The following is a 14455-nucleotide window of genomic DNA, read 5'->3' as shown; positions in this document are numbered from 1 at the left end:
CCTCCGTGGCTGGCGCGGCCGCGACCGTCGGCGGCCGTCTCGGACGGGGCAGAGGACGCGGTCATCGCCGTTCTACCTACCCGGAGGCTCCCCGTGGATCACCTCAGCAGGGTGATCAGGAGGTCGAGCCGCCCCAGCCGAGGCGGCTCGACAGGTCCTCGGCGGCGGCACGCAGCTCGGGGACGATCGCGCGCGCCCGGCGCCGCGGGAGCCGGTACGACGGGCCGGCGGCGCTCAGCGCGGCGACGACGTCCCCCGCCGCGCCCCACACCGGGACCGCGACGGCGTGCAGGCCGACCTCGAGCTCCTCGAACGAGCGCGCGTGGCCCTCGTCGACGACCCGGGCGAGCTCGGTGCGCAGCGCGGCCGGCTCGGTGATCGTCGACTCGGTGTAGCGGGGCAGGCGCCGGCGCAGGAAGGCGCGGCGCTCCGGGTCGCTCATGTAGGCCAGCAGCACCTTGCCGGCCGACGTCGCGTGCAGCGGGGTGCGGCGGCCCACCCAGTTCTGGGTGGTCACCGACGCGGTCCCGAACTCCTGGGTGACGTTGATGGCCGCCTCGCCGTCGTGGATGGCGAGGTTGACCGTCTCCCCCACCTGCTCGGCGAGCTGCTGGCAGGTCGGCTGGCCGAGGCGCGCGATGTCCATCCGGCCGGTGGCGGACGCGGCGAGGCGCACCACCCCGAACCCGAGCGCCACCCGCCCGCGGTCCCCGAGCTGCTCGAGCATCCCGCGGCGCGCGAGGGCCGCGACGAGCCGCGAGGCGGTGGACTTGTGCACGCCGAGCTCCTCGGCGAGCTCGGTGATGCCGACCTCGCCGCGCTCGGCGACCACCTCGAGCGCCGTCACCGCCCGGTCGACCGAGCGGACGAGCGAGGGCTCGCTCCGTCCACGTCCGGTCTCCTCGGAGTCGCCGTCGGTGGCCGTCATGGCTGTCCATCCTCCCCGATCGGACCTGCCCGGCCGGGAAGAGGGGGGTCGCGCCGGCGCCGCGGGTTGCGTGATCCGCAACCCTACCGCGTCTCAGCGCGTCTGACGCTGCTCGCGAGTGGGGACTCCGTTCGGCCCACCGAGATCGACCGCATAGGTGCCGACGCCCACGGCGAGGGCGTCGAGCATGCGGTCGAGGGCGACGCGGTCGATGTTGGTCAGCGAGTCGCAGGCCTGGTGGTAGCAGGCGTCGTAGGGCGCGCCCGCCCGGCCGCCCCAGAGCGTGGCCTGCTCCGGGGTCTTGACCTCCTCGGCCCCGCTGAAGAGCCCGCCCGACGGGATGCCGGCCTCGACGAACGGCCCGTAGTCCGACCGGCCGTCGAAGTCGGTGCCGCGCGGCTGCACCCCGGCCGCGGTCAGCGCGTCGGCGAGCGTGCGCTCGATGCCCTCGGACCCCCGCGGCCCGGGCGGCGCGCCCTGCCGGTCGGAGTCGTCGCCGTCGTAGACGAAGTAGGCGGGGTTCGGCGAGGCGAGCATGTCGGCGTTGAGCAGCACGGCGATGTCGCGGCGCGCCTCGGGCGTCAGGCCCTGGACGTAGGCCGTCGAGCCGAGCAGCCCGACCTCCTCGGCGCCCCACCACGCGAACCGCACGGCGTTCGTCACCGGGGGCGCGCCGCCGAGGCGCACGGCGAGCTCGAGCTGCGCGGCCGAGCCGGAGCCGTTGTCGTTGATCCCCGGGCCCTCGGGCACGGAGTCGAGGTGGGCGCCGGCCATGACGACCTCGTCGGTCCGGCCCGTCGTCGTCTGCGCGATGACGTTGCGGGTCGTGATCGTCCGCGACTGCGTCACCAGCGTGACCGTCGCCGGCTGGCCGGCGCGGCCGAGCAGCGCGTCGAAGTCCGGCTGGAGGAGCCCGCCGGTGGGCAGGCGGCCCTCGCCGACCGAGCCGAGGGTGCCGCCGAGCGGGCCGGCGACGTTGTTGCCGACGAGCACGGCGGCGGCGCCGACCTCGGAGGCGATCTGCTGCTTCTGCGTGAACGTGCACGCGCCCCGGCGGACCAGCAGCACCGCGCCGCGGGCCGGCAGGTTCGCGTAGTCGGTCGCCTCGCAGCCCGGCGTCGGGTCGCCCGGCGCGTCCGGCGCCACGACCAGCGGCCCGGTGACGCCCTCCGGCGGGGTCGTCGGCGAGTAGGTCAGCGCCGTCACGGCCGGGCCGGGCGCGCCGCCGACCGCGAGCGTCTGGGCCTGGGCGGCGAAGGTGTCGAACGGGAAGCTCGGCGTGTCCACCCGGTACCCCGCCGCGCGCAGCTGCCCGGCGACGTAGTCGACGCTCGCGTCGTAGCCCGGCTGCCCGGACGCGCGGTTGCCGCCGTTGGCGTCGGCGATCCGCTGCAGCTCCTCGAGCCGCGCGTACGCCCCGTCGCCGGTGACCTGCTCGGCGAGGCGCCGCGACAGCCCCGGGTCACCGGTGGGCGCGGGGCCGGACGCGGACGGCGGCGGGGGTGTCGTCTGCTCCCCGGCGCCGCCGGCGGGTCCGCTCCCGCACGCCGCGAGCGCCAGCACGGCACCGAGGGCGAGGGCCGTCACGACCCGCGTGGCGCTCATGCTCACGGACCGTAGCGGATGGCTTCGGGTGGAGTGACAGGAACCACCCCGGACCGCGCACGGAGGCCCGGAGCGACCCGATTCACGTCCTCGCGCCACTTCCGCAGCGACCGTCGCGGGCTACAGTTGGTTGGCACAGCCAACGATCGCCGGTCCTCGAGGAGAGTGTGTGGCGCACGCCGACGAGCCGGAGCAGACCGGCACCCGGCCCAGCCCGGCCCTCGTCGTCACGGTCCTGTCCTCGGTCGGCCTCGTCGCGTCGCTGTGCATGACCCTGGTCGTGCCGCTCGTGCCCCAGCTCCCCCAGCTGCTCTCGACGACGACGGCCACCGCGTCGTGGGTGATCACGGCGACCCTGCTCGCCGGCGCGGTCGCGACGCCGATCGCCGGCCGCCTCGGCGACATGATCGGCAAGCGCCGGGTCCTCGTCGCCACGCTCGGGCTGCTGGTGGCCGGCTCCGTCCTCTGCGCGGTCACCGACGACCTCGTGCCGGTGCTGATCGGGCGCTCGCTGCAGGGCGTCGCGGTCAGCGCTGTCCCGCTCGGCATCAGCCTGATGCGCGACACGCTCCCGCCCGCGCGCCTCGGGTCGGGCATCGCGCTGATGAGCGCGACGCTGGGCATCGGCGGCGGGCTGGGCCTGCCGCTCGCGGCCGTGATCGTCGAGATCGCCGACTGGCACGCGCTGTTCTGGGTCGCCGGCGGCCTCGGCCTCGCCGGGCTCCTGCTCGTCGCCCTCGTGATCCCGGAGTCGTCGACCCGCTCGGGCGGGCGCTTCGACGCCGGCGGCGCGATCGGGCTCTCGATCGGGCTGATCGGGCTGCTGCTCGCCGTGTCCAAGGGTGGCGAGTGGGGCTGGGGCAGCGCGGCCACGCTCTCGTCGGCCGGCGTCGCCGTGGTCGCCCTCGTCGCGTGGGGCTTCTACGAGCTGCGCGTGCGCGACCCGCTGGTCGACCTGCGCCTCAACGTGCGCCGGGCGGTGCTGCTGCCCAACCTGATCTCCATCCCCGTCGGCGTCGCGATGTTCACGGGCATGGTCGTGTTCCCCCAGCTGCTCTCGGCGCCGGTCGCGTCGGGCCACGGGCTGGGGCTCACCCTGCTCGTCGCCGGTCTGACGCTCGCGCCGAACGGCATCGTCATGATGCTGATGTCGCCGGTGACCGCCCGGATCTCCGCGCGGTGGGGCCCGCGGGCGTCGCTGCGCATCGGGCTCGTCATCATCGGCGTCGCCTACGCCGCAGGCACGATGCTGCTCTCGGAGGCGTGGCAGATCTCGCTGGTCATCGCGGTGATCGGGGCCGGGGTCGCCCTGGCCTACGGCTCGCTGCCCGCCCTGATCATGCGCGCGGTCCCGACGACGCGGACCGCCGCCGCCAACGGCCTCAACACCCTCATGCGCTCGATCGGCACGTCGACCGCGTCGGCGGTCGCCGCCGTCGTGCTCGGGGCGTCGACGGTGCGCGTCGAGGGGTCGCTGGTGCCGTCGCTGGGCGCGATCCAGACGACCCTGCTCATCGCGGCCGGGTGCGCGCTGCTCGCGCTCGTGGTCAGCCTGGCGGTGCCGAACCTGCCGGAGCCGAGCGAGCACGTCGAGCAGATCGAGCCGATCGGACCGGCGGAGAGCCCGCACGACGGTGCGCCCCTGCTCCGCGGCCGCGTCCTGCACGACCACGGCGGCCCCGCCGCGGGCGCGCGCGTGACGCTGGTCGGCAACGACGGGCGCCAGCTCGCCGTCACGCCGGTCGACCCCGACGGGGCGTTCGCCGCCGACCCCGGCCCCGACCGCCCGGTGCTGCTCATCGCCGGGCTCGCCGGCGCGCGGCCCACCGCCGTGCACGTCGCGCCGGGCCAGGACACCCTCGAGCACCCGCTGGTGCTGGCCCGCGCCGCCGACCCGCTCGCCGCGGTGACGCGCCCCGGCCCGGAGCTCACCGAGATCTCGAGCGCCGAGTGCACCTCCGCCGGGTGTACCCCGCGGGGTTTGTGACCCGCTCCACCCGTGGCACTCCGTGGGTCCGCCCCACGAGCCCCGGGAGGGATCCTTGTCCAGCGACGACACCCCCGTGGTGGCCGTCCGGGAGGCCATCACGGCCCTGCGCGCGGGCACGGTGACACGCGAGCTCGACGGCCGGGACCTCGCGATGCTCGGCACCGAGGCCCGGGCCCTGGTCGAGCAGCTCGTCGACGTCCTGATGAGCGTCGACCGCGCGACCACCGACCCGCGCGATCCGCACACCCGCGACCTCGAATCGCTGCGCTCCCGCCTCGCGACCGCGCTCGCGCCGGTCGACGTCGCGGGCGGCGATCCCCGCGACGGCGTCGAGGAGGCACCCGCGCCCGCCCACCACGGCACGGCGGACGACTGACCACCCACGATGGGACGATGGCTGCGTGCCCGAGGGTGACACGGTCTTCCTCGCCGGCCGGCGGATGCACGACGCGCTGGCCGGCCAGGAGCTGACGCGCGGGGAGCTGCGGCACCCGCGGCTGGTGGAGCACGACCTCGCGGGCCGCACGGTCCTCGAGGTCGTCAGCGTCGGCAAGCACCTGTTCACGCGCCTCGACGACGGCACCAGCCTGCACAGCCACTTCCGCATGGACGGCACCTGGCACCTCTACCGGCCCGGCCGGCCGTGGCGCGGGGGCCCGGAGCACTCGATCCGCGCGATCCTCGAGGTGCCCGACCGGGTCGCCGTCGGCTACCGGCTCCACGACCTCGACCTGCTGCCCACCGAGCGCGAGGACACCTGGGTCGGGCACCTCGGGCCCGACCTGCTCGGCGACGACTGGGGACCCGACGCCGAGGCCGAGGTAGAGCGCCTGCTGCGCGCGGACCCGGCCCGCGAGCTCGGCGCCGCCCTGCTCGACCAGCGGGTGGCGTGCGGGGTCGGCAACCTCTACAAGGCGGAGGTCTGCTTCCTGGTCGGCGTCTCCCCGTGGACGACGGTCGGCGACCTGACGGACCGCCAGGTGCACGACGTCGTCGCGTGGTCCCGCAAGCTGCTCCTGCGCAACGCCTGGCGCCCCGAGCAGTCGACCACCGGTGACCTCGGCGGCAACGCCCAGCACTGGGTGTTCGAGCGCGGCGGGCGGGGCTGCCGGCGCTGCCGCGACGTCGTGCGGACGGCGGGCCAGGACGACGGGAGCCCGGACCGCGAGGACCGGATCGCCTACTTCTGCCCCACCTGCCAGCCGGGCCCCCACCCGCCGCTCGAGCGCCGGCGCGGCCGTCGGCCCCAGCAGCAGTCCGGTCGCCAGGCGCGCTACTAGGGCCGGAGGCCGGACCGGTCCACACTGCGTTCCGTGGACGCTGCGCCGCCCGGCCGCGAGCACGAGACGGCCGCGCTCGTCTCGGCGCTGGACGACGCGTGCGCCGGCCGGGGCACCGCGGTGCTGGTGGTCGGCGAGGCGGGCATCGGCAAGTCGACCCTGCTCGGGGCGCTGGTCGACGCGGCGGAGCACCGCGGGGTGCCCGCGCTGCTCGGCCGGGCGAGCGCCGACCTCGGCACCCCCGCCTTCTGGCCGTGGCTGCGCCTGCTGGGCAGCCCCGCGGCGCGGGACCGGGGCCTGGACCCGGGCGTGCTCGACCTCGGCGCGGCGGCCGCGGACGGCAGCGACGCCCGGGCCCGCTTCGGCGCGATGGCCGACACCGCCGACGCCCTCGCGGCCGCCGCGGACGGCGGGCTCGTGGTGGCCGTCGAGGACGTGCACGCCGCCGACCCCGCCTCGCTGGCGCTGCTGCACCACCTGGTCGGCGAGGTGGTGGCGACGCGCGGGCCGGCCCTGCTGCTCGTGGCCACGTCCCGGGAACCGGCACCCGAGGGGCTCGAGGCGGCGGTCCCGACCGTGCTGCGCCCGGGCCGGCTCGGGCGCGGGCCCGTCGGCGAGCTGCTGCGACGCCGTGACGGCACCGAGCCCGACGGCGCCGCGGTCGACACCCTGCTGCGGGTGAGCGCGGGCCACCCGCTGCACCTGCGCGAGCTCCTGCGCGCCCCCGCGATTCACGCGGAGGCGGTCGCGCCCCTGGTGCGCCGGCGCGTCGCCGCGCTCTCCCCCGCCGCGCAGGACCTGCTGGCCACCGCCGCGGTCGCCGGCGAGGACGTGGAGCTCGCCCTCCTCGGCGGGCACCCCGCCGAGCTGCTCGCGGCGCACCTGCTCGTCGAGGACCCGCAGGACCCCGGGCGGGTGCGCTGGTCCCACGCGCTGGTCCGCGCCGCCTGCCGGGACGGGCTCCCGCCGGCGCGGCGCCGCGACGAGCACCGCCGGCTCGCCGACGCCCTGCCGCCCGACCGGGCGGGCGAGGTGGCGGGCCACCGGCTCGCGGCCGCCGACTCGCCCGCGGGCCGGGCCGCCGCGGCGAGCGCGTGCCGTGCCGCCGCGGAGGACGCCACCGCCCGGCGGGCGCCCGACGACGCCGCCGACTGGTGCCGGCGCGCGCTGGAGGTCACCGACGACCCCGTGGCGCGGGCCGAGGTGCGGCTGGCGCTGGCCCGGGCGCTCGTGCGCGCCGACCGCACCGCCGACGCCCTCGACGAGGCGGCCGCCGTTGTCGACGCCGCCGAGGACGCCGGGCGCGCCGACCTCGCCGCCGCCGCGGCGGTCGTGGTGCGCGGGATCGGCCCGGACCTGGTCGCCGGGCGGGTCGAGGCGCTCGTCGCGCGCGCCGGCACGCTGCTCGCCGGCGAGGACTCGGCGCGCCGGGCGCGGGTGCTGGCGCAGGAAGCCATGGTCGCGGGGGTCCGGGGCCGGTCGGACGAGGCGGCGGAGATCTCGGCGCGGGCGCTCGCGATGGCCGACCGGCACGAGCACGAACCGGACGGCGTCGATGCGGTCCTGCACGCGCTGCACGCCCGCTACGAGCTGTGCGGCGGGCCGGGCCTGGTGTCGGAACGGCTCGCCGTCGGGCGGCGGACCATCGCCCTCGGCACGGCGACGCGGCGGCCCGAGGCCCTGGTCTGGGGCCACGTGTGGCGCATCGAGGACGCCTTCGAGCTGGGCGCGCTGGACGTCGTCGAGGCGGGGATCGAGGCCCTCGGCGAGGTCGCCGACCAGCTCGGCGGCACCCTCGCCCGCTGGCACGAGCTCCGGGCGCGCGCGGCCCGCGCCCACCTCGTCGGGCGGTACGACGAGGCGTTCGCGCTGGCCGGCCGGTTCCGCGAGCTCGGCCGCCGCAGCCAGGACCCGACGGCCGAGGCGATGTACCAGGCGTTCGTGACCCTGCTGCACCGCGACCTCGGCACCCTCGCGACGTGGCACCCCGACGGGGACGCGATGGCCCGCACGGCACGGCTCCCCGTCATGTGGGCCACCGCCGGCGTCGCGTTCCTCGACCGTGGCGACGCCGACCTCGCCCGCACGCTCTACGCCGAGCTGCGCCCGCACCTGTTCGCGGTGCCGCACAGCAACCGCTGGCGCCCCGTCGTGTGCTGCGGGAGCGAGCTGGCCGTCGCGTTCGGCGACACCGAGGTCGTCCGGGCGACCCTGGACCAGCTGCTCCCGCACACCGCGCTGCGCACCGACAGCAGCACCGGCTGCCCCGGGCCGGTCGCCCGGTTCGCCGCCACCGCCGCCCGCCGGCTCGACGAGCACGACGAGGCCGTCCGGCTGGCCGACCAGGCGGTGACCTCGGACCGGCGCCTCGGCGCGATGCCGGGGCTCGCGCGCTCGGGCCTGGAGCTGGGCCGGGCGCTCGCGGCGCGGGGCACCGCGGCCGACCGGGACCGCGCCCGGCGGGTCCTCGAGGAGTCCCGGACCGTGGCCCGCCGCCTGGGGCTGCGCCCGACGCTGGACGGCGCCACGGCGCTCCTGGGCGAGCTCACCGGGCTCGGTCCCGGCGCGGGCTCGCTGACCGCCCGCGAGCGCGAGACCGTCGCCCTCGTCGTCACCGGGCTGGCCAACCGGGAGGTCGCCGCCCGGCTCGTGGTCAGCGAGCGCACCGTCGAGAGCCACGTCCGCAACGCGCTGGCCAAGCTCGGGCTGCACAACCGCACGCAGCTCGCCGCGTGGGCGGCGGAGGCCCTCTAGCCGGCCCTGCGTACCGGGAACTCCGTGCCAGCACGGAGGTCTCCCCGCGGCGCCCGGACCACGCTCGACGGCATCCACCAGCACACCGAGAGGACGTGGACGCCGTGTTCGCCCGATTCCAGACCGTCAGCTCCCCGCACACCGACGACCTCGAGGCCCGCCGCGGCGAGCTCACCGACATCCTGCGCCGCCACGCCGGCTACGGCGGGGCCTACTTCATGGTCTCCGGGCCGACCGCGATGCGGGCCCTGGTGACCCTGTGGGCCACCGAGGAGGACGCCCGCGCGGCGTCGGAGCGCACCCGCGCGGCCACCGGGGACACCGCGTCCCCGGTGACCATCCACGAGGACACCGTCTACGAGGTCACCGAGGACGAGCCCGGCCCGGCCGCGGACGCCGAGCCCACGGTCGCGGCCGTCGCGGCCTTCGACGGGCCGTTCAGCGACGCCGGCCGGGACGCGATGGACCGGATCCACGGCGGCAAGGTCATCCCGGCCGTGCGGGCGCTGCCCGGCACCGTGCGGCTGCTGTTCCTCTGGGACCGGCTCTCCCGCTCGATGCGGGGGCTGCACCTCGCCACCGACGCCGCCCCGCTGGACGCGGCCGGGCCCGCCGTCGACGCCACCGACCCGGCCGCGGGCGAGGACCCGGCGCTGATCTCGCCGCCGGACCGCGTCGAGCGCTGGGCGGTGGGCGGCGCCGACGTGCCGGTCACGGGTGCATCCGCGCGCCCTTGACGATCTTGTCGACGGCGTTGCGCGGACCGTGGACGGCGATCCCGACGAGGTCGAGGTCGTCGCGGGCCACCTTCGCTACGGCCGCGCGGTTGTCGGCGTCGTTGCCGGTGGCGAAGAGGTCCGCGGTGAACACGGCGATCCGCAGGCCCCGGCCCAGCGCGCGGCCGTGGGCGGCGCGGAGCACGTCCGCGTCGGCGGCGAACACCATCACCGGCTGCCCGAGCATCGCCAGGTACGGGGTGCCGTCGGCGTCGACGTAGGGCTCGCCGACGAGCTCCGGCGTCGCCGCGGTGATCCCGCTGGTGAGGAACGCGGTCACGTTGAGGGCCTGCCAGCCCGCGAGGTCGTCGCGCAGCACGACGGCGATCTTGGTGTCGAATCCGCTGGTCATGGCGCCCACGATCACCCGCCGGCGGCGCCGCGGTCTTGTACGTTCCTGGCATGGGCGAGCACGCCGGGGAGCTCGTGAGGGCCTGGCGCCCGGCCGTCCCGGGCGTCACCGAGGTCTTCCACGCCCGCTTCACCGAGCACGCGTACCCGTCGCACACCCACGACACCTGGACGCTGCTGATCGTCGACGACGGCGCGGTGCGCTACGACCTCGACCGCCACGAGCACGGCGCGCTCCCGGCCTCGGTGACGCTGCTGCCGCCCCACGTCGCCCACGACGGGCGCTCGGCGCGGCCCGGCGGGTTCCGCAAGCGGGTCGTGTACCTCGACGACACCACGCTGGGACCGTCGCTCACCGGGCACGCCGTCGACCGGCCGGCGTTCGACGACCCCGTCCTGCGCCGCCGCGTCGACCAGCTGCACCACGTCCTCGCCCACCCCGGCGAGGAGCTGGCGGCGCAGAGCAGGCTCGCGCTGATCACCGAGCGGCTGGCGGGGCACCTCGGAGGGCACCTCGGGGAGGCATCGAACGGGCGCCGACCCGACCCGGGCCTCGCGCACCGGCTCCGCGACCTGCTCGACGCCCGCGTGCGCGAGGGTCTCGGGCTCGACGAGGCCGGGCGGCTGCTGCACGCCCACCCCACGCACCTCGTGCGGGCGTTCGGCGCCGAGTTCGGGCTCCCGCCGCACCGCTACCTCACGGGCCGGCGCATCGACCTCGCGCGACGGCTCGTGCTCGCGGGCATGCCGCCCGCGGATGTCGCCACGACCGCGGGCTTCCACGACCAGGCGCACCTCACGCGGCACTTCCGCCGCGTGACCGGGACGACGCCGGGGCGGTTCGCCGCCCGCCCCGGCTGATCCCCGCCGCCCCGGACGAACGAACGGCGCTCTCGTTGCTGCACAAGCAGCGAGAGCGCCGTTCGTTCCTCGAGGCGCGCGCTCAGTTCTGGCGCGGCACCTGCTGCTGCGTCGGCTGCTGCTGGGGCTGCGCGGGCTGGGCCGGCTGCACCTGCGGCTGGGCCGGCTGGCCCGCCGGGACCTGGCCCTGACCCTGCCCCATCGAGGCGCGGATCTGGTCGAGACGGCTCTTGCCCGCGTAGTCGCGCGAGGCGGCCTCGACCTCGAGCATGCGGCCCTGCACGCTGTTCTGCGCGAGCTCGGCCTGCCCGAGAGCCGTCGAGTAGCGGCGCTCGATCTTGTCGCGCACCTCGTCGAGGTTCGGGGTGTTGCCCGGCGCCGCGACCTCGCTCATCGAGCGCAGCGACGCGGAGACCTGCTCCTGCATCTTGGCCTGCTCGAGCTGGCTGAGGAGCTTGGTGCGCTCGGCGATCTTGGTCTGCAGCGTCTGGGCGTTGCGCTCCACGGCCTGCTTGGCCTGCTGGGCGGCGCCGATCGACTGGTCGTGCAGCGTCTTGAGGTCCTCGACGTTCTGCTCGGCCGTCACGAGCTGCGAGGCGAACTGCTCCGCGCTCTGCTCGTAGCGCTGCGCGCCTTCCTCGTCGCCCTTGGCCCGGGCGTCGTCGGCCATGACCAGCGCCTGGCGTGCCGAGGCCTGCAGCTTCTCGATGTCGGCGAGCTGACGGTTCAGCTTCATCTCCAGCTGTCGCTGGTTGCCGATCACCGACGCGGCCTGCTGCGACAGCGCCTGGTGCTGACGCTGCGCGTCCTCGATGGCCTGCTGGATCTGGACCTTCGGGTCCGCGTGCTCATCGATCTTCGAGGAGAACGCGGCCAGGAAGTACCGCCAGGCCTTGACGAAGGGGTTGGCCATCTGCTCCCGCCCAACTCATGATGTCGATCCGGCTCAGGCGGCGACATCCGCGCCTGGTCTCACGGTCCATCGTCTCACCTCCTCGCGGAGGCTTCCACCGACCCGCCGAACCCGACGATCACCCTGGGAACAGGGCTCACATCGATCACACCGGTCAGGCCGCGACGCACTCCACCGTCGGCCGGCGGAGACCGTCGGCACCCCCGGCCAGGCCCACCAGCCGCACCGTCGTCGCACCCTCGACCGGCGCCACGACCTCCTCGCCGTCGTCGGTGAGCGGGGTGCCCTCCGGCTCGGGCAGCGCGACGGTGCGCGGCGCGGCCGGCTCCGCGGGCTCGGGCGGCGTGGGGATGCGGGCCGACATGCTCGCGGCCGCGGCCTCCCCCGACTCGCTCTCCGGCTCGAACGCCTCCTCGACCGCGGTGCGCAGCTCGTCGTCGACGGCGTCCGCGAAGCCGCCACGTGCACCGGCGCCGACCGGCACCCGACGCGGCGTCGGACGCATGAGGTCGGCGACCTCGTCGAGCAGCTCCGGCAGCGGCAGGTCCAGCGCCTCGCAGACGGCCGCGAGCAGCTCGCTCGACGGCTCCTTGCGGCCCCGCTCGATCTCCGAGAGGTAGCCCAGGCTGACCCGCGCCTCCCGCGAGACGTCCCGCAGCGTGCGGCGTCGCTCGGTCCGGGCGCGCCGGATGGTCCCGCCGATGGCCTCGCGCAACAGCAGCGACATGCCACACCTCCCAGCACCGGTCGTGGGTGTCCCCGTGGCGACGCCCGGGAGAGCTCCTCCCGGACCTCGACGACCGTGTGCGTCCACCGTACCGAGATCGACGGGACGGCGACGCCGGCGCGAGCCCGGGGCTGTTCGTCCTGAGCGAACAGGCTCAGGCGGCCCGCGCCCGGGCGCGCAGCCGCAGGGCTCTGACCAGGTAGTCGACGCCCGTGACGACCGTGACCACCACCGCGGCGATCATCAGCACGGCCACGCCAGGCTCGACGAACGCCGGCAACGGCATGATCGCGAGCCCCAGTGCCACCGTCTGCAGCACCGTCTTGATCTTGCCGCCGCGGCTCGCCGGGATGACGCCGTGGCGCAGCACCCAGAACCGCAGCAGCGTCACGCCGAGCTCGCGCGCCGCGATCGTGATGGTCACCCACCACGCCAGCTCGCCGAGCATCGAGAGCCCCACGAGCGCGGCGCCGGTGAGGGCCTTGTCGGCGATGGGGTCGGCGATCTTGCCGAAGTCGGTGACGAGGCCCCAGCGGCGCGCGAGGTCGCCGTCGAAGGTGTCGGTGAGCGAGGCGATCGCGAACACCGCGAACGCCGCCCACCGCCAGGCCGTGCTCTGCCCGTGGTCGACGAACAGCACCACGAGGAAGACCGGCACCAGGAGGAGCCGGACCACGGTCAGCGCGTTCGCGATGTTGACCAACGGCACCGGGGCCGGCGTGACGACCCCGGCCGTGGACGCGGTGGACGGGGACTGCCCGCCCGAGCCGCGGGTGGTCATCGGGCCCCGGCGCCGACGGGCGCCCGGTCGTCGCTGTCGTCGGTCTCGGGGGCCTCCCCCGTCCGGTGCCGCGCCTCGACGACCAGGTCGATCCCCTCGGCGTCGATCACCTCGGCCGTCACGACGGACCCGGGCGCGAGCGCGTCGAGCAGCTCCTCGTCGCCCTCGAGCCGGCACTCGCCGTCGACGTCGGGACCCTGGTGGGCGGCGCGGCCGATCCACTCGGCCTCGTCCTCGTCCCACCGCTCGACCAGCACCTCGACGGTCGTCCCGACGCGGCGGGCGGCGCGGTCCTCGGCGACGTGCTCGGCGAGGCTCGTGATCCGCTCGACGCGCGCGGCGATCTCCGTCGGCTCGATCTTGTCGGGCAGCCCGAGGGCCTCGGTGCCGTCCTCGTCGGAGTAGCCGAACACCCCGACGGCGTCGAGCTCGGCCTCGGCGAGGAACGCCTCGAGCTCGGCGAGCTCCTCCTCGGTCTCGCCGGGGAAGCCGACGATGACGTTGGAGCGGATGCCCGCCTCCGGGTCGAGCGCGCGGATCTCGCGGCAGAGCGCGAGGAACGTCTCGCGGGAGCCGAAGCGCCGCATGCGACGCAGCACCGTGGCGCTGGCGTGCTGGAAGGAGAGGTCGTAGTAGGACGCGACCCGGGGCGTCTCGGCGATGGCGCGCAGCAGCGGCGGCCGCACCTCGGCCGGCTGGAGGTACGAGACGCGGACCCGGCGCATCCCGGGCACCACCGCCAGCTCGCCGAGCAGGCGCTCGAGCGCCCCGCCCGCCGCGCCGCGGGCGTCGATGTCCTTGCCGTAGGACGTGGAGTTCTCGCTGACCAGCAGCACCTCGGCGACGCCGTGGTCCGCGAGCCAGGCGGCCTCGGCGACGACGTCGCCCGGGTCGCGCGAGACGAAGGCGCCGCGGAAGGACGGGATCGCGCAGAACGTGCAGCGCCGGTCGCAGCCCGAGGCGAGCTTCAGCGGGGCGACCGGGGCGTCGTCGAGGCGCTGCCGCGGCACCGTCGGCACCCACTCGTGGCCGGGGATGCTGGTGTCGCGCACCGCCTCGGGCCGCTTCACCGGGCTGATCGGCAGCAGCGCGCGCCGGTCGGTGGGCGTGTGGGACGCGAGCGGGCGCCCGGCGAGGACGTCGTCGAGCCGGGACGGCAGGTCGCCGTAGTGGTCGAAGCCGAGCACCGCCGCGGCCTCGGGCAGCGCCTCCGCGAGCTCGGCGCCGTACCGCTCGGCCATGCAGCCGACCGCGACGACCTTCGCGTCGCCGCCACCCGCCGCCAGCACGGCGTCGACCGAGTCCTTCTTGGCCTGCTCGACGAAGGTGCAGGTGTTGACGACGACGACATCCGGCCCATCACCATCGACATAGCCCTCGGACCCGTCGGCGGACGCCGCGACGTCCCAGCCGTCGGCGGCGAGCCGGCCGGCCAGTTCCTCGGAATCGACGTCGTTGCGGGCGCACCCGAGGGTCACCAGCGCCACAC

12 protein-coding genes and 1 pseudogene are annotated in these 14455 nt (G+C 76.2%); 6 read left to right on the top strand and 7 right to left on the bottom strand.

The window, feature by feature from the left end:
• Window positions 1-115: 115 nt before the first annotated feature.
• The gene (locus tag EV188_RS04980; RefSeq protein WP_133825058.1) at window positions 116-928 is read right to left on the bottom strand and encodes an IclR family transcriptional regulator; all 813 of its coding nucleotides are present in this window, start codon (window positions 926-928) and stop codon (window positions 116-118) included.
• A 93-nt stretch (window positions 929-1021) separates the two neighbouring features.
• Window positions 1022-2533, bottom strand: coding sequence for a M28 family metallopeptidase (locus tag EV188_RS04975; protein WP_133825057.1), 1512 nt, complete (start codon window positions 2531-2533; stop codon window positions 1022-1024).
• A gap of 169 nt (window positions 2534-2702) precedes the next feature.
• Between EV188_RS04975 and EV188_RS04970 the strand changes: the two genes are divergently transcribed.
• From EV188_RS04970 to EV188_RS04950, 5 genes are all read left to right on the top strand, one after another.
• Window positions 2703-4520 (top strand): MFS transporter, encoded by a 1818-nt coding sequence (locus tag EV188_RS04970; protein ID WP_243741471.1) that lies wholly within the window; start codon window positions 2703-2705, stop codon window positions 4518-4520.
• Between the two features lie 55 nt (window positions 4521-4575).
• On the top strand, window positions 4576-4899 hold the full coding sequence (locus tag EV188_RS04965; RefSeq protein WP_133825056.1) for a hypothetical protein: 324 nt from the start codon (window positions 4576-4578) through the stop codon (window positions 4897-4899).
• Between the two features lie 25 nt (window positions 4900-4924).
• A complete protein-coding gene (locus tag EV188_RS04960; protein ID WP_133825055.1) occupies window positions 4925-5803 on the top strand; it encodes a DNA-formamidopyrimidine glycosylase family protein in 879 nt (292 codons plus the stop codon).
• 33 nt (window positions 5804-5836) lie between these two features.
• A complete protein-coding gene (locus EV188_RS04955) occupies window positions 5837-8557 on the top strand; it encodes an ATP-binding protein (RefSeq protein WP_133825054.1) in 2721 nt (906 codons plus the stop codon).
• Between the two features lie 104 nt (window positions 8558-8661).
• Window positions 8662-9294, top strand: a complete 633-nt coding sequence (locus tag EV188_RS04950; RefSeq protein ID WP_133825053.1) for a hypothetical protein — start codon at window positions 8662-8664, stop codon at window positions 9292-9294.
• On the opposite strand, the gene EV188_RS04945 is transcribed toward EV188_RS04950, so the two are convergent.
• Window positions 9269-9685, bottom strand: coding sequence for a DUF2000 domain-containing protein (locus EV188_RS04945; protein ID WP_133825052.1), 417 nt, complete (start codon window positions 9683-9685; stop codon window positions 9269-9271). The genes EV188_RS04950 and EV188_RS04945 overlap by 26 nt on opposite strands.
• 50 nt (window positions 9686-9735) lie before the next feature.
• On the opposite strand from EV188_RS04945, the gene EV188_RS04940 reads away from it, so the two are divergent.
• Entirely contained in the window at window positions 9736-10545 is an 810-nt protein-coding gene (locus EV188_RS04940; protein WP_133825051.1) for a helix-turn-helix transcriptional regulator, read from the top strand.
• A gap of 82 nt (window positions 10546-10627) precedes the next feature.
• Here EV188_RS04940 and EV188_RS04935 read toward each other — a convergent pair whose 3' ends face one another.
• From EV188_RS04935 to rimO, 4 genes and pseudogenes are all read right to left on the bottom strand, one after another.
• Window positions 10628-11458 carry a PspA/IM30 family protein gene (locus EV188_RS04935; RefSeq protein ID WP_133825050.1) on the bottom strand — a complete coding sequence of 277 codons (831 nt, stop codon included), beginning with the start codon at window positions 11456-11458 and terminating at the stop codon, window positions 10628-10630.
• A gap of 511 nt (window positions 11459-11969) precedes the next feature.
• Window positions 11970-12185, bottom strand: a pseudogene (locus EV188_RS33180) (helix-turn-helix domain-containing protein); the annotation flags it as partial.
• Between the two features lie 154 nt (window positions 12186-12339).
• The gene (gene pgsA / locus EV188_RS04925; protein ID WP_133825048.1) at window positions 12340-12966 is read right to left on the bottom strand and encodes a CDP-diacylglycerol--glycerol-3-phosphate 3-phosphatidyltransferase; all 627 of its coding nucleotides are present in this window, start codon (window positions 12964-12966) and stop codon (window positions 12340-12342) included.
• Complete coding sequence (gene rimO / locus EV188_RS04920) at window positions 12963-14453, bottom strand: 30S ribosomal protein S12 methylthiotransferase RimO (protein WP_133825047.1); 1491 nt, start codon at window positions 14451-14453, stop codon at window positions 12963-12965. Before rimO ends, pgsA begins: the two co-directional genes overlap by 4 nt.
• Window positions 14454-14455 lie beyond the last annotated feature (2 nt).

It is taken from the genome of Actinomycetospora succinea (assembly GCF_004363095.1).
GTDB lineage: Bacteria > Actinomycetota > Actinomycetes > Mycobacteriales > Pseudonocardiaceae > Actinomycetospora > Actinomycetospora succinea.
Note: the sequence above shows the minus strand (reverse complement) of the source record. Positions and strands in the feature narration are given on the sequence as shown.